15 protein-coding genes are annotated in these 16,035 nt (G+C 66.3%); 9 read left to right on the top strand and 6 right to left on the bottom strand.

The genetic code is table 11. The features are described from left to right. Positions 1-67: 67 nt before the first annotated feature. Entirely contained in the window at positions 68-955 is an 888-nt protein-coding gene (locus tag CBY09_RS21700) for a 23S rRNA (adenine(2030)-N(6))-methyltransferase RlmJ (protein ID WP_094291646.1), read from the bottom strand. A 287-nt stretch (positions 956-1,242) separates the two neighbouring features. On the opposite strand from CBY09_RS21700, the gene CBY09_RS21695 reads away from it, so the two are divergent. The 6 genes from CBY09_RS21695 to erpA all read left to right on the top strand — a co-directional run bounded on the left by CBY09_RS21695 (position 1,243) and on the right by erpA (position 6,121). After that, the gene (locus CBY09_RS21695) at positions 1,243-3,198 is read left to right on the top strand and encodes a serine/threonine protein kinase (protein ID WP_094291645.1); all 1,956 of its coding nucleotides are present in this window, start codon (positions 1,243-1,245) and stop codon (positions 3,196-3,198) included. Between the two features lie 204 nt (positions 3,199-3,402). Then, complete coding sequence (rplM, locus tag CBY09_RS21690; protein WP_026437700.1) at positions 3,403-3,834, top strand: 50S ribosomal protein L13; 432 nt, start codon at positions 3,403-3,405, stop codon at positions 3,832-3,834. An 11-nt stretch (positions 3,835-3,845) separates the two neighbouring features. Then, entirely contained in the window at positions 3,846-4,238 is a 393-nt protein-coding gene (gene rpsI / locus CBY09_RS21685; RefSeq protein ID WP_011804080.1) for a 30S ribosomal protein S9, read from the top strand. A gap of 155 nt (positions 4,239-4,393) precedes the next feature. Further along, on the top strand, positions 4,394-5,104 hold the full coding sequence (locus CBY09_RS21680; RefSeq protein WP_094291644.1) for a DUF6776 family protein: 711 nt from the start codon (positions 4,394-4,396) through the stop codon (positions 5,102-5,104). 192 nt (positions 5,105-5,296) lie between these two features. Further along, on the top strand, positions 5,297-5,695 hold the full coding sequence (locus CBY09_RS21675; RefSeq protein ID WP_094291643.1) for a bactofilin family protein: 399 nt from the start codon (positions 5,297-5,299) through the stop codon (positions 5,693-5,695). A 60-nt stretch (positions 5,696-5,755) separates the two neighbouring features. Continuing rightward, positions 5,756-6,121, top strand: a complete 366-nt coding sequence (erpA, locus tag CBY09_RS21670) for an iron-sulfur cluster insertion protein ErpA (RefSeq protein ID WP_056414289.1) — start codon at positions 5,756-5,758, stop codon at positions 6,119-6,121. A gap of 101 nt (positions 6,122-6,222) precedes the next feature. On the opposite strand, the gene CBY09_RS21665 is transcribed toward erpA, so the two are convergent. Both CBY09_RS21665 and CBY09_RS21660 read right to left on the bottom strand, forming a co-directional pair. Further along, entirely contained in the window at positions 6,223-7,332 is a 1,110-nt protein-coding gene (locus CBY09_RS21665) for an anhydro-N-acetylmuramic acid kinase (protein ID WP_094291642.1), read from the bottom strand. A 37-nt stretch (positions 7,333-7,369) separates the two neighbouring features. Beyond that, positions 7,370-8,740, bottom strand: coding sequence for a M23 family metallopeptidase (locus CBY09_RS21660; protein WP_094291641.1), 1,371 nt, complete (start codon positions 8,738-8,740; stop codon positions 7,370-7,372). A 203-nt stretch (positions 8,741-8,943) separates the two neighbouring features. Here CBY09_RS21660 and tyrS point away from each other — a divergent pair, with 203 nt between their 5' ends. Beyond that, positions 8,944-10,176: a tyrosine--tRNA ligase gene (gene tyrS / locus CBY09_RS21655; protein WP_094291640.1), complete on the top strand. Its 1,233-nt coding sequence runs from the start codon at positions 8,944-8,946 to the stop codon at positions 10,174-10,176. A 104-nt stretch (positions 10,177-10,280) separates the two neighbouring features. Here the strand turns inward: tyrS and CBY09_RS21650 are convergent, their stop codons facing one another. Continuing rightward, positions 10,281-11,282: a LysR substrate-binding domain-containing protein gene (locus tag CBY09_RS21650; RefSeq protein WP_094291639.1), complete on the bottom strand. Its 1,002-nt coding sequence runs from the start codon at positions 11,280-11,282 to the stop codon at positions 10,281-10,283. Between the two features lie 136 nt (positions 11,283-11,418). Between CBY09_RS21650 and CBY09_RS21645 the strand changes: the two genes are divergently transcribed. Both CBY09_RS21645 and CBY09_RS21640 read left to right on the top strand, forming a co-directional pair. Then, on the top strand, positions 11,419-11,994 hold the full coding sequence (locus tag CBY09_RS21645; protein WP_094291638.1) for a DUF2917 domain-containing protein: 576 nt from the start codon (positions 11,419-11,421) through the stop codon (positions 11,992-11,994). Between the two features lie 105 nt (positions 11,995-12,099). Further along, entirely contained in the window at positions 12,100-12,492 is a 393-nt protein-coding gene (locus tag CBY09_RS21640; RefSeq protein WP_094291637.1) for a DUF2917 domain-containing protein, read from the top strand. A gap of 1,010 nt (positions 12,493-13,502) precedes the next feature. On the opposite strand, the gene CBY09_RS21630 is transcribed toward CBY09_RS21640, so the two are convergent. Together CBY09_RS21630 and CBY09_RS21625 are read right to left on the bottom strand one after the other, a co-directional pair. Further along, positions 13,503-13,988 (bottom strand): hypothetical protein, encoded by a 486-nt coding sequence (locus CBY09_RS21630; protein ID WP_133066330.1) that lies wholly within the window; start codon positions 13,986-13,988, stop codon positions 13,503-13,505. 42 nt (positions 13,989-14,030) lie between these two features. Next, complete coding sequence (locus CBY09_RS21625; RefSeq protein WP_165773963.1) at positions 14,031-15,947, bottom strand: IPTL-CTERM sorting domain-containing protein; 1,917 nt, start codon at positions 15,945-15,947, stop codon at positions 14,031-14,033. Positions 15,948-16,035 lie beyond the last annotated feature (88 nt).

Raw genomic sequence — 16,035 nt, 5'->3', positions numbered from 1 at the left:
ATTCTGGCCCGCGTGTTCACGGCCCATGGCTGGCGCCGGGCGGCGCAGCACCGCAGGGTGGGGCGCCTCAGCCGCCGGATTCGAGCGTGTGCGTGGCGTGTTTGTCCTGCGCCAGCAGCTCGGTCATCTGCGGCAGCGCGGCCTTCAGGGCCGCCTTGAGCGTGTAGGGCGGGTTGATCAGGAACATGCCGCTGGCGGGCAGGCCGGGGCGCTTGGTGTCGCCGGTGACCGTTTCGGTGATCTTGCTGGACTTGACGGTCAGCGTGGCGTGCAGCCAGCTTTTGCCCGCCTTGGTGGCCAGGGTCTTGAGGCGCCGGGGCAGATCATGGGCCTCGGGGCGCGGGATGATCGGGTACCAGAACGCATAGGTGCCCGTGGCAAAACGCTTGAGCGAATCGGCCGCCATGTCGAGCACCTTGGCATAGTCGCTCTTGATTTCATAGCTGGGGTCGCACAGTACAAGCGCGCGGCGGGCCGGTGGGGGCAAGAATTTCTTGATGCCTTCAAACCCGTCTTCGTGCAGTACGGCCACCTGGCGGCCTGCCTCCAGCTGGGCGACATTGCCCGCCAGGGAGCGCAGGTCGGTGGGGTGCAGCTCGAACAGCTTGAGCTTGTCGTGGCTGCGCAGCAGGCGCTGGGTGATGAAGGGCGAGCCGGGGTAGACCCGCAGGGTGTTGCCCTGGTTGAAGGCGGCCACCATGTCCACATAGGCCTGCAGGGCCGGGGCGAGGGCGGGGGTGGTGGGGGCAAACAGGCGGGCGATGCCGTCGGCGGCTTCGCCGCTGGTGCTGGCGTAGTCCCCGTCCAGCCGGTACAGGCCGGCGCCTGCATGGGTGTCCAGCACGGTCAGGGCCGCGTCTTTCTCGGTGAGGTGTTGCAAGGCGGCAATCAGAACCGTGTGCTTGAGCACATCGGCATGGTTGCCCGCGTGGAAGGCGTGGCGATAACTGAACATGGCCCAATGGTAACGAGTGCGCCCCTTGGTGCGCCTTTTTTGTGGTGCCACCCGCCCAGGCGGGGTGCCCTGGGGGCTGCTTGGGTGTATCTTTCCAGGCCACGGCACAATCCGAACCGCCGGTTGGCCGCGAGCGTGATGTTTTTGGCAGACAGGTCGGCATTTGTTAGCCATTTGTTTCGAAATCGCCCCCTGCCATGCCGCATGATCGCGCCTGCGGCGGTGCTGGCGCTCCGTTGCGCTCTTGAACCGCCTTCGACACCGCAAGCACGCCACGTCCTTTGACCATGACCGAAAGCCTCCGCCAAGCCCCTGCCACTGGAGTCAGCCATGTCGATGCGCTGCCCCCCGGCTCCCGGCTGGCCGAATTCGAGATCCTGGCGCTCCTCGGGGTGGGGGGGTTTGGCATGGTCTACAAGGCGTTCGACCACTCCTTGCACCGGGCGGTGGCCATCAAGGAATACATGCCTTCGGCCCTGGCCGGGCGCTCCGAAGGGCAGTCGCTGTGGGTGCGGTCCTCGTCCGACCAGCAGACTTTCCAAGCGGGCCTTGCCTCGTTTGTGGGCGAAGCGCGCCTGCTGGCCCAGTTTGACCACCCGTCGCTGGTCAAGGTGTTCCGGTTCTGGGAGGCCAACAACACAGCCTATATGGTGATGCCGCTCTACAGTGGCATGACCTTCAAGCAGGCACGGGCGCAGATGCGCACGCCCCCGCCCGAAGCCTGGCTGCGCAAGCTGCTGTGGTCGGTGCTGGACGCCCTGCGGGTGCTGCACGACGGGAACACGCTGCACCGCGATATATCGCCTGACAACATCTTTTTGCAGGACAACGGCCCGCCGGTGCTGCTGGACCTGGGCGCGGCCCGGCACGCGATCAATGACCAGGACCGCAAACACACGGCCGTGCTCAAGGTGAACTACGCACCGATCGAGCAGTATTCCGACGGCGACGAGGAGCTGCGCCAGGGGCCGTGGAGTGACCTTTATTCGCTGGCGGCCGTGATGCACGGCTGTCTGGCCAACGACACCCCGCTGCCTGCCACGCTGCGCTCCATCCGCGACCGCATGGTGTCGTTCCCCCGCATCGCCAAGACCGTCAAGCGGCAGTTTGGCGTGGAGTATTCGGCGCCGTTTGTGGCCGCGATTGCGCAAGCACTGGCACTGCGGCCCGAAGACCGGCCGCAGAGCATTGACGCTTTTCTCCAGGCCATGGAGATGACTTCGCCGCCGGACGATGTCCAGCATTTTGATTTCCGCGCCGAACTGGGCGACATCTGGGTGGAGCCTGCCGACCAGCCCGGCCCCGGCTTGCTCACGCCCACGGTGGATGTGACCTCGGCACCGCGCATCGTGGCCGAGATGCAGGCCCAGGCGAAACGCGCAGAGACCTCCGAAGCGGCGGCCCCCGTAGTGGTGGACAGCGGCGTGGGCCGTCCCGCGACGGATCCGGGCGCCGATACGGTCATGCTGGGAGGCCCCGACACCGTGTTTGCTGACCCGGGGGACACGGTGTTCATCGACGCAGGCGACACCGTGGCGGCCGATGATTCGCGCCATGAGGGGGCAGCCCACCACCGCCGACATGGGGGCGAGCCGCGTGCCCTGCCGCTGGAGCGCGACACGGTGCGCGCTGCGGGCAAAACCGCCAGATCCAAGCGGCGGTCACCCCTGGTCGCGGGGCTGGTGGTGGCTGTGCTGGTGGTGGTGGCCTCTGCGGCCGGCCTGCGGTGGATGCAGGGCAACAAGGCGCCCCACGACGACATCATTACCGAGATGGCCGAGCCGCCCGCACCGCCTGCGGCGCCCGCTTCGGCAGAGGTTGTTCTCGCAGAAACTGCCGCCGCTGCCATGGAAGGGGCTTCCAGTCCGGCCGGCCTGGCGGCGGCAGGTGCGGCTGCAGCGGCGTCTGCTGCATCCCCCGCCTCTGCCGCGGCATCGGCGCCCCGGGTGGCACCCCGCACAGCCAAGCGCACCGCGCCGGAGCCCGTGCCGACGCCCATCGTGGTGCGCGAGGAGCCTGAGCCACCACCGCCGCCGCCCGTGGTGGCCGAGCCCAAGCCCAGGCCACCGCCGCCACGCGTTCCATCGCCCCAGGAGGCCTGTGCCGACGCCAACTTCCTGTCGCGCCCCATGTGCATCCACCAGGAATGCCAGAAGCCGTCGCAGGCCGGGCAGCCCATCTGCGTGGAAAACCGCCGCCGCTACGAAGCCGAGGAACAGCGCCGCCGCCAGACGCCCAATTGACTGGGCTTGGCGGGTTTTTGGCGGGTGTCCGAGTCGCTCCGGGCCTGTCGCTTGCGCTCACAAGGGACTAATTCGTATAATCGAGGGCTTCGCAGCGCTTTTGTGGTCCCGCGGCGAAGATCAAGCGCCACCTAAGAGGCTTCCGAAAGAGGAGCACCGACCGTGGAAAAGGACCCGCCAAACCCTCTTTCCAAGAGAAAACTCATGACAACTACTTTCAGCGCAAAGCCCGCTGAGGTCGTGCACGAGTGGTTTGTGATTGACGCGACCGACAAGGTCCTCGGACGAGTAGCCAGCGAAGTTGCTCTCCGTTTGCGCGGCAAACACAAGGCCATTTACACGCCTCACGTCGATACCGGTGACTTCATCGTCATCATCAACGCAGCCAAGCTCAAGGTCACCGGCACCAAGTCCCTGGACAAGGTGTACTACCGCCATTCGGGTTACCCCGGCGGCATCACGGCCACGAACTTCCGCGACCTGCAAGCCAAGCACCCCGGCCGCGCGCTGGAAAAGGCTGTCAAGGGCATGCTGCCCAAGGGCCCCCTTGGTTACGCAATGATCAAGAAACTCAAGGTGTACGGTGGTGCAGAGCATCCCCACACCGCCCAGCAGCCCAAGGCTCTGGAAATCTAAGGAGCCTTGAGATGATTGGTGAATGGAACAATGGCACCGGCCGTCGCAAGTCCAGCGTCGCCCGCGTGTTTCTGAAGAAGGGTTCCGGCAAGATCACTGTGAATGGCAAAGACATTCAGCAGTATTTCGGCCGCGAAACCTCGATCATGATTGCCAAGCAACCGCTGGCGTTGACCAACCATGTCGAAACCTTCGACATCCAGATCAACGTGCACGGTGGCGGTGAATCCGGCCAGGCTGGCGCTGCCCGCCACGGCATCACCCGTGCCCTGATCGACTACGACGCAACGCTCAAGCCCGCACTGAGCCAAGCTGGCTTCGTGACCCGCGACGCCCGTGAAGTCGAACGTAAGAAGGTCGGTCTGCACTCTGCACGCCGCGCCAAGCAGTTCTCCAAGCGTTAAACCTTGGCCCTGCCGGGATGCCGCCCTGTGCGGCATCTGCTGCAAAGCATCCCTGGGGTGCTTTACAGAGAAAAACCGCCTTCGGGCGGTTTTTTCGTTTATGGTGCGCTCTTTTCTTTTGGGGGCTGTATGTCCAAGACACGCCTGTTGATCCTATGCGCTTTCGCCTGCTGCGCCGTCGGCTGACCATCAGTGCCCCCCGGGTGGCCATCCGCAGCGCCTTGCCCTGGCCCTTTCGCTGGCTGGCGCTGGCGGTGGTGCTGGGCTTTTGTGCGGCAGTCGCGCTTTGGGCGTTCGAGTTCGGCAAATCCATCGCCGGGCTGGACACCGTGTCGCGTGATGAGGTGCACCAGATGAAGGCCGAAATCACCCGCCTGCGCGATGAGGGCCAGGAGCGGCAAACGGTGGCACTGACCGCCGAGAGCCTGCTGGCCACCGAACGCGCCGCCAAAGAGAGCCTGATGGCCCAGGTGCGCCAGCTGGAGGCTGACAACCGGACGCTGCGTGAGGATTTGGGTTTTTTTGAAAAACTGATCCCGGCAGCCAAGACCGATGGCCTGGCGATCCGTGCCCTGCAGGCCGAGGTGTTGGGCGGAATGCAGCTGCGCTGGCAGGTGCTGGTCATCCAGGCGACCCGCAATGCGCCCGAGTTCAATGGACGCCTGGAGCTGGTGTTGGCAGGCACCCAGGATGGGAAGCCCTGGACCCAGACCCTGCCGCCCCAGGGGCAGCCCCTGCAGGTCAAGCAGTACCGCCGCATGGAGGGTGTCCTCGATCTGCCGCCCCATGCCGTGGTAAAAACCGTGACCGCGCGCGTGCTGGACGGCGCCACCGTCCGCACCACACAGACCATGGCCATCGAGTAAGAGACAAAGGTGGCGGCCTTCGCCGGTGGCCCCGCGCCACTGCCGCAACCGGTGGGGCCCGCCGTGCTCCCGCCTCAGGTGTGCCAGTGACCCTGTGCAGGTGCGTGGGGTGGTGCCAGCCAATAGCTTCGGTTTTCTCGTTCATCCGCATGTGGGCCGCCCGGCCTGCGCGCTTTTTCAGGAGTCCTGCCCATGTTTTCGCGTAAGAAGCAGCCCCCCATCAAGAGTCTGGTTGCGCAGGGCACCAAAATCGAAGGCAATGTGCTGTTTGCCGAGGGCATGCGCATTGACGGTGAAGTGGTGGGCGACATCCGTGCGGGGGCAGAGCAGCCCAGCATCCTGGTGATTTCGGAAACCGCCCGTGTGGAGGGGGCTGTGCATGCCGACCACGTGATCATCAACGGTCAGGTGCTGGGCCCCGTGCATGCGGGTGAGCTGCTGGAGCTGCAGCCCAAGGCGCAGATCACCGGCAACGTGCACTACAGGGCGCTAGAGATGCACCAGGGCGCTGTGATTGCCGGGCAGTTGTTCCCGACGGCCGTGCTGGTCGAGGAAAAGCCCCCACTGAAGTTGGCGTCAAACAATCCGTGATCTGAATTCCCGAGCGGTTTGCAGTAGTATTAACCCCAAATACCGAACCCGGAGTACCCCATGAGCGCCGTTGCCGACAACATCCAGACCGAAATGCCCGCCCCGATCCTCTTCACCGACAGTGCTGCGGCCAAGGTGGCGGACCTGATTGCCGAAGAAGGCAACCCTGACCTGAAGCTGCGCGTGTTTGTGCAGGGTGGTGGATGCTCCGGCTTCCAGTACGGCTTCACGTTTGACGAAATCACCAACGAAGACGACACCACCATGACCAAGAATGGCGTGTCGCTGTTGATCGATGCGATGAGCTACCAGTACCTGGTGGGTGCCGAGATCGACTACAAGGAAGACCTGCAGGGCGCCCAGTTTGTGATCAAGAACCCCAACGCTACCACCACCTGCGGGTGTGGCTCCAGCTTCTCGGCCTGATAGGCCTAAGGGCGGGCCGGGAGGCCGATGCCCTGGATGCACCAAAGACAAAAACCGCCTTCGGGCGGTTTTTTCATGGTGGGAGGGCTTCGCTGCTGCGCTCAGGCCGGGTACACCGCGCCCAGCACGCGTGCGCCCGCTGCGCCGGTCACGCTGGGCAGGTTGCCAGGGGCCTGGTGCATTGCCTGGCGCGCCAGCCAGGCAAAGGCGGCGGCTTCGACCTGCAGCGCGGGCAGCCCCAGGGCATCGGTGGCCACGACCTGCAGCGAAGGGCACAGGGCCTGCAGGCGGCGCATCAGCTGGGCGTTGAGCGCACCGCCCCCACACACCGCCAGGGTTTTGCTATCTATTTTGTAGCTATCAACGCAAGCTGAGCAGGCGGTGGCAGTGAATTCTGTCAATGTGGCTTGCACGTCGGCGGGATTGGCATGCCCGAAGGGCTCCAGGTGGGTGGCCAGCCAGGGGGGGTTGAACAGGTCGCGCCCCGTGCTTTTGGGTGGCGGCTTGTGCAGAAAAGGCTCCTGCATCAGCGATGTCAGCAGGCCGGGCAGCACCTGCCCGGTGGCGGCCCAGGCGCCGTCCCTGTCGAAAGGCTGGCCAGTGTGCAGCTGGCACCAGTGGTCCATCAGCGCATTGCCAGGGCCGCAATCAAACCCCAGCACGCGGCCGTCCGCGCCGAGCACGCTGAGGTTGGAGATGCCGCCAATGTTCAGCACCAGCACCGTTTCATCCGGCCGTCCGAAGATGCCCTGGTGGAAGGCGGGCACCAGCGGCGCACCCTGGCCGCCTGCTGCCACGTCGCGGCTGCGCAGGTCGGCCACCACGGTGATGCCGGTCCGCTCGGCCAGCAGGGCGGGGTTGAGCAGCTGCAGGGTGTAGCCCGTGCCGTCGAATTCCTGGGGGCGGTGGCGCACGGTTTGCCCGTGGGCGCCGATGGCGCGGATGGCATGGGCAGGCAGGCCGCTGCGCTGCAGCAGTGCCTGCACCACCTCGGCATAGGCGCGCGACAGCGCGTTGCCAGCAAGGGCCGCCCGGTGCAGTTCATTGTCGCCGGGGGTGTTCAGGGCCAGCAACTCGGCGCGCAATGCGGGTGCAAAGGCGGCGCTGGCGTGGTGCGTCACCCGCATGCGCGGGCCAGAGAAGTCGGCCAGCACCCCGTCGATGCCATCGAGCGAGGTGCCCGACATCAGGCCGATGTACAGATCGGACATGGCCTGACGGGTGGAGTGCGTCGTTGGTAAGTCGGGATCAGTCTGCGCTGGCCTGCTCGATGAGCGCAGCGGCGTTCAGCTGGACGCGCATGTTGGCCGCGAGGCGGTCAAACGCAGGACGGCCGGCGACCGAGACGGGGGCAGCGGCTTCGCTCTGGGTCACGATGGTCATGGGGTCCTGGTGCACACCATTGACGCGGAACTCGAAGTGCAGGTGCGGGCCGGTGGCCCAGCCGGTGGCGCCCACGGCGCCCAGGGTCTGGCCCTGCTCCACCGACTGGCCCTGGCGCACGTCGATGCGGCTCAGGTGGGCGTACACCGTGACATGCTGGTTGCGGTGCTTGATGAACACCACGTTGCCGTAACCGTTCTGCACGCCCGCAAATTCCACCACGCCATCGCCCACCGTGCGCACGGCGGTGCCCGTGGGGGCTGCAAAGTCGGTGCCCAGGTGGGCGCGCCAGGTTTGCAGGATGGGGTGCAGGCGCATCTTGAAGCCGCTGGTCACGCGCGAGAACTCGACCGGCGAGGCCAGATAGGCGCGGCGCATGCTTTCGCCGTCCAGCGTGTAGTAAGCGCCCTTGGCGGCGCCGGGCTCCTGGAACCAAACAGCCTGGTGAGTCTTGCCGTTGTTGACGAACTCGGCGCTCAGCACGCGGCCGCTGGACAGGGGTTCGCCGTCGGCTTCCAGGGTTTCATACACCACCGAGAAGCGGTCGCCCTTGCGCAGCGAGCGACGGAAATCGATGTTGCCCGAGAACAGTTCGGCCACCTGTACAGCCACGGCGTCGGGGATGTTCGACGCGTCGGTGGCGGCGAACAGCGAGCTGTGGATGATGCCGCCCGCCAGCCGGCTGTTGGTCGTCATCTTGGCGGTTTCGATGCGCGTCGCAAACTTGTTGTCGCCTGTGCGCTCGACGATCAGGCGGCGGAAGTTGCCGCTGTCGTCCGGCACCCAGCGCACGGTCAGGCGCACCAGGCGGTGGTCGTCGGTGGTCTCGGCCGACACGCTGCGGCCGGTGCGGCCCAGCACGTTCTGGCGCACGGGGGTATCGCCACGCATGAAGGCGGCGGCGGCCGGGTCGGCCACGCCCAGGCGCTGCAGCAGGGATTCGGGGGTGTCGCTGGAGCGCACCTGCTCGGAGCGGAACAGCGAGAAGCCCGGGGCGTCCAGCTCGCCCAGCACCAGGTTCTCGGCCAGCGATTCGACGGGGTAGCTCACCATGCGCACGGGCAGCTCGGCCGGATCGGGCGCGAAGGAAGCCACAGCGAAGGCGCCACCGCCACCCGTCAGCAGGACGGCGGCAACGGCGGCGGTGATGCGTTTGGGGTGTTGTTGGATCGTGCGGGACAGTCGGTCAAGCAAAGCGGTGCTGGCGGTGCGGACCGTGGTGAGGCCGTGAATCAAAGGTCTATCCCCAGGGTGATTGCGGATCCATGGCACACCCCCGGTGCGAATACGGGGCGGGGCCAGGAGCACAGACTGTCAGGCTGCAGCCATCCGACAGGTTGATAAAAACAGGTCGAAACGGCGGGCCCACTAGAATCCGCCTCTGCAATGTGGGCTGAAGTATAGCGGCGCATGCTGTCTAGACATCCCAAAAAACCCTTATGAATCAATCTGCTGTTACAACAACCCCGGTCTCCGATGGTGTAGGACGGGCCCTCGAAATCTCGCTGCGCGGCGTGCAAGAGCTGCTGCCACAGGACGAATGGGTCAAGAAGCTGGCGCGCTCGGAGGCCACGGGCCAGCCGCTGCGCATCAAGCTGGGTCTGGACCCCACGGCCCCCGACATCCACATCGGCCACACGGTGGTGCTGAACAAGATGCGGCAATTGCAAGATCTGGGCCACCAGGTCATCTTCTTGATCGGCGACTTCACCAGCCTGATCGGCGACCCCTCGGGCCGCAACAGCACGCGCCCGCCGCTCACGCCCGAGCAGATCAAGGTGAATGCCGAGACCTACTACAAGCAGGCCAGCCTGGTGCTGGACCCGGCCCGCACCGAGATCCGCTACAACAGCGAATGGAGCGAGCCCCTGGGCGCCACCGGGATGATCCAGTTGGCCGCCAAGTACACCGTGGCACGCATGATGGAGCGCGACGACTTCCACAAGCGCTTCACCACCGGCCAGTCCATTTCGGTGCACGAATTCTTGTACCCGCTGATGCAGGGTTACGACTCGGTGGCTTTGAAGAGCGACCTGGAGCTGGGCGGCACGGACCAGAAGTTCAACCTGCTCATGGGTCGCCACCTGCAGCAGGAATACGGTCAGGAGCCGCAGTGTGTGCTCACCATGCCGCTGCTGGTGGGGCTCGATGGCGTGGACAAGATGTCCAAGTCCAAGAACAACTACATCGGCATTGCCGAAGACGCGAACACCATGTTTGCCAAGGTGCTGTCGATCAGCGACACCCTGATGTGGGACTGGTTCACCCTGCTGTCGTTCAAGAGCCTGGCCGAGATCGCCGCGCTCAAGGCCGAGGTGGAGGGCGGGCGCAACCCCAAGGACGCCAAGGTGATGCTGGCCAAGGAAATCACCACGCGCTTCCACAGCGCTGCCGCCGCCGACGCGGCCGAGCAGGACTTCATCAACCGCAGCAAGGGCGGCGTGCCCGATGAAATCCCCGAGGTGAGCCTGTCCGGCGCACCACTGGGCATTGGCGCTCTGCTCAAGCAGGCCAACCTGGCCCCCTCGACCAGCGAGGCCAACCGCCTGATCGACGGCGGCGGTGTGCGTGTGGATGGCAGTGTGGTCAGCGACAAGGGCCTGAAGCTGGCCGCTGGCACCTACGTGGTGCAAGTGGGCAAACGCAAGTTCGCACGGGTCACATTGGCCTGATTTATTGAGCTGAATGGGCCTTCACCGCCCGCTGGATAATCGGTGATTGCTATAAAAATGGAAGCAAAAGCGCCGAGCCTGCACAGGCCGGCGCTTTTTTCTTTTCAGGCCCCGTCCAGGTTGTCGTTCAAATCCGGGTCGGGCACATCACCAATCGCCTGGCGGGTGGCCTCGGCCTGCACCTGCAGCCAGGCGCAGAAGGCCTTGATCTCCGGCCGGTTGACGCTTCGCGGCCCCACCATCAGCCAATAGGACAGTGGCGAGTCGATGCGGTGGCCGGGCAGCACTTCCACCAGGTCGCCTGCAGCCAGGGCATCGGCAATCAGCGGCATGCGGGCCAATGCCAGCCCCTGGCCCGCCAGCGCGGCCTGCACGATCTGGTGGGCGTAGTTGAAGTAGAGCCAGCGCTCAGGCTGCAGTTTGGTCAGGTCGCGGGTGTCGAACCAGCGGCGCCAGCTCAGATATTCCAGATAGTGCGTGCGATGGGCGTCGCCCGCCTCGATCAGGGTGAACTGCGCTACATCGGCGGGGGTGCGCAGCGGTTTGCCGCTCTTGAGCAGCCAGGGGCTGGCCACCACGGCCAGTTGCTCGCCAAACAGGCGGATGCCGCCCTGCGTGGCTCCGGCGGGCATGGCATAGCGCAATGCCAGGTCCACGTCCGAGGTTTCCAGATCGACCTGCACGTCGCTCGCATCAATGCGGATGTCGATACCCGGGTTGTCGCGCTGGAACTCCTCCATGCGCGGAATCAGCCACATCGACGCAAAGCTGGCCCAGGTGGTGATGGCCACGCTGCGGCGCCCGGCCGTCTGGCGCACCAGGCGCACGGCAGCGTCCATGCGCTCCAGCGCCGGGCCCACCGCGCGCTGCAGTTGCGCGCCCGCGCTGGTCAGCTCCACCGCGCGCGTGTGGCGCAGGAACAGGGGCACGCCCACTTCTTCTTCCAGCGCCTGGATCTGGCGGCTCACGGCCGACTGGGTGAGCGCCAGCTCGTCGGCCGCAGCGCGGAAGTTCAGGTGCCGCGCCACGGCCAGAAAGGCGCGCCAGTGGCCCATGGCCACCGGACGGGTGCGCAGGACAGCGGGGGAGTATTCGGCTGAGGCCATGGCAGGGCTCCCGGAGAGTATTGATTCATGCGTTGATGGAATGAATAGCGTACCGCGTTTTCATTGGACTGTGTGTGGCGAAAGGATCACTATTCATGCTCCAAAACACCTGTTTTCCCACTCTAAGGAGCCTGTCATGTCTGCCCGCAACGTTCTGGAATCGCAACAATCCGTGCAAGCCGCCGTGGCTGGCCGTTCTGCGGCCGGTTGCTGGAAACTGACCCCAGGCCGCGCCCTGTCGCTGCACCCGCGTGAGCGCAGCGTGCTGGAGATTGCCCAGGGCCGGGTCTGGCTCACGCTGAGCGGGGCCTTGCCCCGCCACCAGCCGGCCGACATGCCCGCAGATTTGCTCCTTGGCGTGGCCGACCACCTGCTGCAAGCCGGTGACCGCCTCGACATCGCAGCGGGCCAGCATGTGGTGATGGAGGTCTGGACCCCGGCGGGCTCGCCCGGCGAGGACGTGGCTTTCCATTGGCATGGCGCCCCCGCCCCGGTGCCCGCGCAAGGCCGGTGCGCCCTGCGGCCCGGTGCTGAATGGGAATGTGGCGTGGTCCAGCCCCTGCGCGACCTGGTGCAGGCACTCGCCCAGGGTGGGCGCGCCGTGGGGCTGGCGGGGGGCCAGGCGATCGGCGCCGGAGGGCGTCTGGTGCTCGGAATCGCCCGCTTTGCTCTCATTCGGATAGCGGCACCACGCGAAAGCAAGCCCGCTTGAGACCGACATGCAAGAAGAGCATCAATTGGTGCATTCCTTTTCATTGGACGCTGCGGCTAGCACAGAGCACCATAGAGTCCATCAAGGGTAAACCCGGAGATTCATATGACCACCTCGCAGATTTTCAAGTTCTTTTCCACCGCTGCCACGGCTGCTGCCGCCTACGGTGTCAGCACCTTGCTGCCAGGCAAGGCCCTCAGCCTCACACCCCGCGCGCCCATGGCCCTGCGCATTGCCGAAGGCCAAGCCTGGGTCACGCTGGATGCGGGCCCCTACGGCACCGGCACCGAAGCTGGCGACGTGTTCCTGCACGCCGGCCAGACCCTGTGGGTGGCCGCCGGCCAACACGCCGTGGTCGAGCCCGTGGGCCAGCAGCGCCTGCAATACCGCTTCACGCGCACGCCGGTGGACGTGGCCAGCACCGCCACCCCCTGGTGGCGCCGTGCGGCTTTTGGCAGCCCGTCGGTGGCGGTGGCCAGCGACGCCTGCTGCGCCTGAGTCTTTGTGAAAAGGGGGCGATCAGCGATGGGCTGGTGGCCCTGGCCGTTTCTTGCAGCCTCTTTCAGAAAGAGCTCAGCGCCTGGGACATCACCCCACCAGCGCTGCAAGCTCTGGGGGCCACTCCAAGCCCCCGCAATCTTTTCGTGCAGTTCAGCGAAAGAGTGAGAAGCAGACACTGAGGTTTTCGCCCGAGGCAATGTTGCTTGCAACATCCACGGTCACCAGCAGGTCGATGATGTTGTCGCGTTTGACGGTGGCTGCCATGCTCCGGCCCGGGCTGCTTCGGATGTCCAACAGCACGGAGGAGTCCAAGCCTCCCGGCGGCTGGTCGAAGAAAATAAAGTACGACCGCGTCTGTCCCCCTCCATACGCCGACGTCACGGTGTAGCCGTTGCCACTGATCCGTGTGGCGGGCGCCAGAGTGTTAGAGAGCGGGTCTGTGACTGAAAAGCAGCCGTGGCGCATGACAGATACACCCGCCACAGCGCCCTGCGGCCCCGCCGGACCTGTGGCTCCTGTCGGGCCAGCCGGGCCAGAGGGCCCTGCTGGGCCTACAGGGCCTGCTGGACCCGTGGCACCTGCCGGGCCCGTCGGGCCTGTAGCACCGGTTGCCCCTGTCGAGCCGGTGGCTCCTGCGGGGCCTGCTGATCCGGCGGGGCCCGTCGCTCCGGTATCTCCCTTGTCCCCCTTTTCCCCGGGGTCACCTTTGTCACCTTTCGGCCCCTGGGATGCCAGCGGGTTGCAGCGGCCCAGGGCGCCTGTGGCGTCGTGGCACACCATGGTGGTGCCGATGGCGGGGGTTGCGGGCAGGTTGGGCAAGCGCACCTCGCCTCCTGGCAGCACCTGTAGCGCGGGCGTTCCGGGTGCGGAGTGGATGACCACACGGCTCCCGGCGGCGGGCGTGAGGGTCATGTCGGCTGCGCCAGCGTGCGTGGCCACGATGCCAAGGCAAAGGACAAGAGAGCGGGAGAGTTGTCGAAGCATGGAATCGATGAATCTCGGTAAGGTCAATGTTGTGCGGGTTTCCTGCGCCGCCGGGTTGCCAGTGCGAGCACGGCTGGCGTGAGCAAAGCCAGCGTCCAGGGGCCCAGCATGGGCACCGGAACGGGCGCAACTGCGCTGCCGCCCAGCGGGATAGGGCCTGCAGGGCCGGCCAAAAGGCAGCCAGGGCTGGCAGTGCGCAGTACCTGGCCGCCGCTGGCATGTGTGGGGTTGGCCCATGTCCACTGTCCAGCCAGTTCCACCCGGCCCCCATTCAGGGACAGCGACGCACCGGCCGATGCGGAGACATCGCGCGCTGCCAAAAGCGCACCACTGGCGCCCAAGGCCAGCGAGCCGCCATTCACGGCAACGTCCGTGCAACCCAGGGATACCGTGCCGCCGCCCAGGTCGGCCGCAGTGCCGGGAGGCAGGGCCCAGTCGGCCCTGGTGGGGGCTGCGGTGGTGAGAAGCAAGGCGGCGATGGCGCCCGCATGCAATAGGGATTTGTGCATGAAATGGGGCTCTAGGGCTTATGTAGAAAGCGTAAGACGCTCTTAATTGAGGAGTGACTCCCGCAGTCGGCGCGAGGCCGTGCCCGCTGCGAGCAGCGACAGCAGTACCAGCGCCCAGGGGCCGAGAGCAGGGATGGCCTGCGCACCCGTTGGGGCGGCTGCCAGCAGGGCGGGCAAACCTGGGTCGGTGATCTGGCCGTCGGCGTTGCCGTCGCTGTCGCCTGCGCCGCCATCGGTCAGGGTGAAGGTCACGCTCAGGCCATCGGGTGCGATTGCCGCGCCTGGCAGTGCATACCAGTGCGCCGCCGCGCAGGCCGCAGCACCAGTGCAACCCAGGCCTTCTGGGCTGGCGCCGTACTTCAGGTAGACGGCGCCTGGCGGCACCGGCTGGGTGTAGCGCACGGTGACATTGGCGCTGGCGCCCGGTGTGCCGCCTGCCAAGGTGAGTGCGAGTGGGGCAAAGTCCGAGCGAGCACCCGCAGGCAAAGGCGCCGGCAGACTGGCGCCGAAAGCGGCAGACTGGACCTGCCAGCCGCCCGAACCCGCTACTTGCACGCTGCCCTTGCCCGTGCCAACAGCGGCCCAGGGAGCGCTGCACAGGCCAGAGTCGCTGCCGCCGTGGGTGCCTGCGCAGGTCCAGGTGTATCCCCCGGCGGCCGATTGCACCGTGCTGGCCGAGCCCGCGCCGCAAAAATCGGTGCTGGGAGTGGTGATGCTGGGGCGACCGGCCGCAGCGCCGCAGGTGCCGTTCACCGACTGTATGAAGCCGAAACCCATGTGCTGTGCAGTGCCGTGTGGCGTGATGACCTCCACGGTGGCCGCGCCTGCCGCATGGGCAGGGGTGGTGGCGGTGATCTGCGTTGCACTGTCCACCGTGAAGCGTGCGGCTGCCACACCACCGAATGTGACCGCCGTCGCCCCACTGAAGGCGTGGCCGGTCAACCTGACCTGATCGCCCCCGTTGCTGCCCGCACTGGCAGGGTTGGCATGGGTGATGAACGGCAGCAGCGACGGCGCCGTGCATTGTGGCGAGGTGGTGCCGCCATAAAGGCCAGCACAGGTCCACCGGTAGATCGTCCGGTCGCCGGGCGGCAGCAGCACGCTGCTGGCCTGGCCCGCGCTGCACAGGTTGGCTGAGGGGGCTGCGGATGTTGGCTGCCCCTGGGCGTTGCCGCAGGCACCATCCACGGGGGCGACGAAGGCGAAGCCTGCGTCCAGCGTGGCGGTGCCATCGGGCGTGGTGACCTCGATGGCCACCGGGCCCACCGCGTGAGCGGGGGTGACGGCTGTGATGCGGGTGTCGCTGTCCACCCGAAAGCTGGCCGCCGGGGTGCCGCCGAAGGCCACGGCCGTGGCGCCGGTGAGCCGGGCGCCTTCGATGCTCACCGTGAGTCCCCCATTGAACAGGCCCGTGGCGGGGCTGGCGCTGCTGGCAATGGGCAAGAGCGTGCCTTGCAGCTGCATCACCCAGGACTGGGGGTAACACCGCCACCCCATGTAGTCGCGGCAGAGGTGTCCGCCGGTGCTGCTGCGGTTGACCTGCCGATAGCCCCTGCCCGCAGGTCCGTTGGGATCCGCAAAGATCACCCAGACCTGGCTCGAAGCCCGAGCGGTGTAGCTGCCGGTGAAGGTGGTGGGCCCTGGTGACGGCGCCATGGCCGTGGCGGTGAACGGCTGGCAGTCGTTCGCGGGCGCCCCATCGCCCGGGGCGCTGCCGCAGACCTCCATGGTGAAGGGCGTATCGGGGTTGTGGGCGTTCACCATGTCCAGCGCCACTTGGGTGATGCGGGCTGGAGCCGGGCCCACCGGCACACGGTTGGCCCAGCGCATGGGAACCTGCACCGTGTAGCCAACGTTGTCGCCTGTGCCCAGGTTGTCGAAAAGCACTTCGGCGCGAACGGCGCCGACGCTGGCGAGGGCCACGAGCAGCAGAATGCGCGGCCTGAAGAAAGAAGCCATGTGTTTTTTGTGAGAAGGCCTCCGGCGCTTTGCCATAAAGCGCAAGAAGCTATGCTTTTGAGAGCATCAGGTTGTGTGCCTGACGTAC

Origin of the sequence: Acidovorax kalamii, from assembly GCF_002245625.1 — a bacterium.
GTDB lineage: Bacteria > Pseudomonadota > Gammaproteobacteria > Burkholderiales > Burkholderiaceae_C > Acidovorax > Acidovorax kalamii.
Note: the sequence above shows the minus strand (reverse complement) of the source record. Positions and strands in the feature narration are given on the sequence as shown.

What these genes read in the sequence shown, in the direction of transcription:
- CBY09_RS21695 (WP_094291645.1), top strand. Translation starts at nt 1,243, where the DNA reads ATGACCGAAAGCCTCCGCCAAGCCCCTGCCACTGGAGTCAGCCATGTC.
- CBY09_RS21700 (WP_094291646.1), bottom strand. Translation starts at nt 955, where the DNA reads ATGTTCAGTTATCGCCACGCCTTCCACGCGGGCAACCATGCCGATGTG.
- CBY09_RS21640 (WP_094291637.1), top strand. Translation starts at nt 12,100, where the DNA reads ATGACCACCTCGCAGATTTTCAAGTTCTTTTCCACCGCTGCCACGGCT.
- CBY09_RS21680 (WP_094291644.1), top strand. Translation starts at nt 4,394, where the DNA reads ATGCGCTTTCGCCTGCTGCGCCGTCGGCTGACCATCAGTGCCCCCCGG.
- CBY09_RS21650 (WP_094291639.1), bottom strand. Translation starts at nt 11,282, where the DNA reads ATGGCCTCAGCCGAATACTCCCCCGCTGTCCTGCGCACCCGTCCGGTG.
- erpA (WP_056414289.1), top strand. Translation starts at nt 5,756, where the DNA reads ATGAGCGCCGTTGCCGACAACATCCAGACCGAAATGCCCGCCCCGATC.
- CBY09_RS21625 (WP_165773963.1), bottom strand. Translation starts at nt 15,947, where the DNA reads ATGGCTTCTTTCTTCAGGCCGCGCATTCTGCTGCTCGTGGCCCTCGCC.
- rplM (WP_026437700.1), top strand. Translation starts at nt 3,403, where the DNA reads ATGACAACTACTTTCAGCGCAAAGCCCGCTGAGGTCGTGCACGAGTGG.
- CBY09_RS21665 (WP_094291642.1), bottom strand. Translation starts at nt 7,332, where the DNA reads ATGTCCGATCTGTACATCGGCCTGATGTCGGGCACCTCGCTCGATGGC.
- CBY09_RS21630 (WP_133066330.1), bottom strand. Translation starts at nt 13,988, where the DNA reads ATGCACAAATCCCTATTGCATGCGGGCGCCATCGCCGCCTTGCTTCTC.
- CBY09_RS21675 (WP_094291643.1), top strand. Translation starts at nt 5,297, where the DNA reads ATGTTTTCGCGTAAGAAGCAGCCCCCCATCAAGAGTCTGGTTGCGCAG.
- rpsI (WP_011804080.1), top strand. Translation starts at nt 3,846, where the DNA reads ATGATTGGTGAATGGAACAATGGCACCGGCCGTCGCAAGTCCAGCGTC.
- tyrS (WP_094291640.1), top strand. Translation starts at nt 8,944, where the DNA reads ATGAATCAATCTGCTGTTACAACAACCCCGGTCTCCGATGGTGTAGGA.
- CBY09_RS21645 (WP_094291638.1), top strand. Translation starts at nt 11,419, where the DNA reads ATGTCTGCCCGCAACGTTCTGGAATCGCAACAATCCGTGCAAGCCGCC.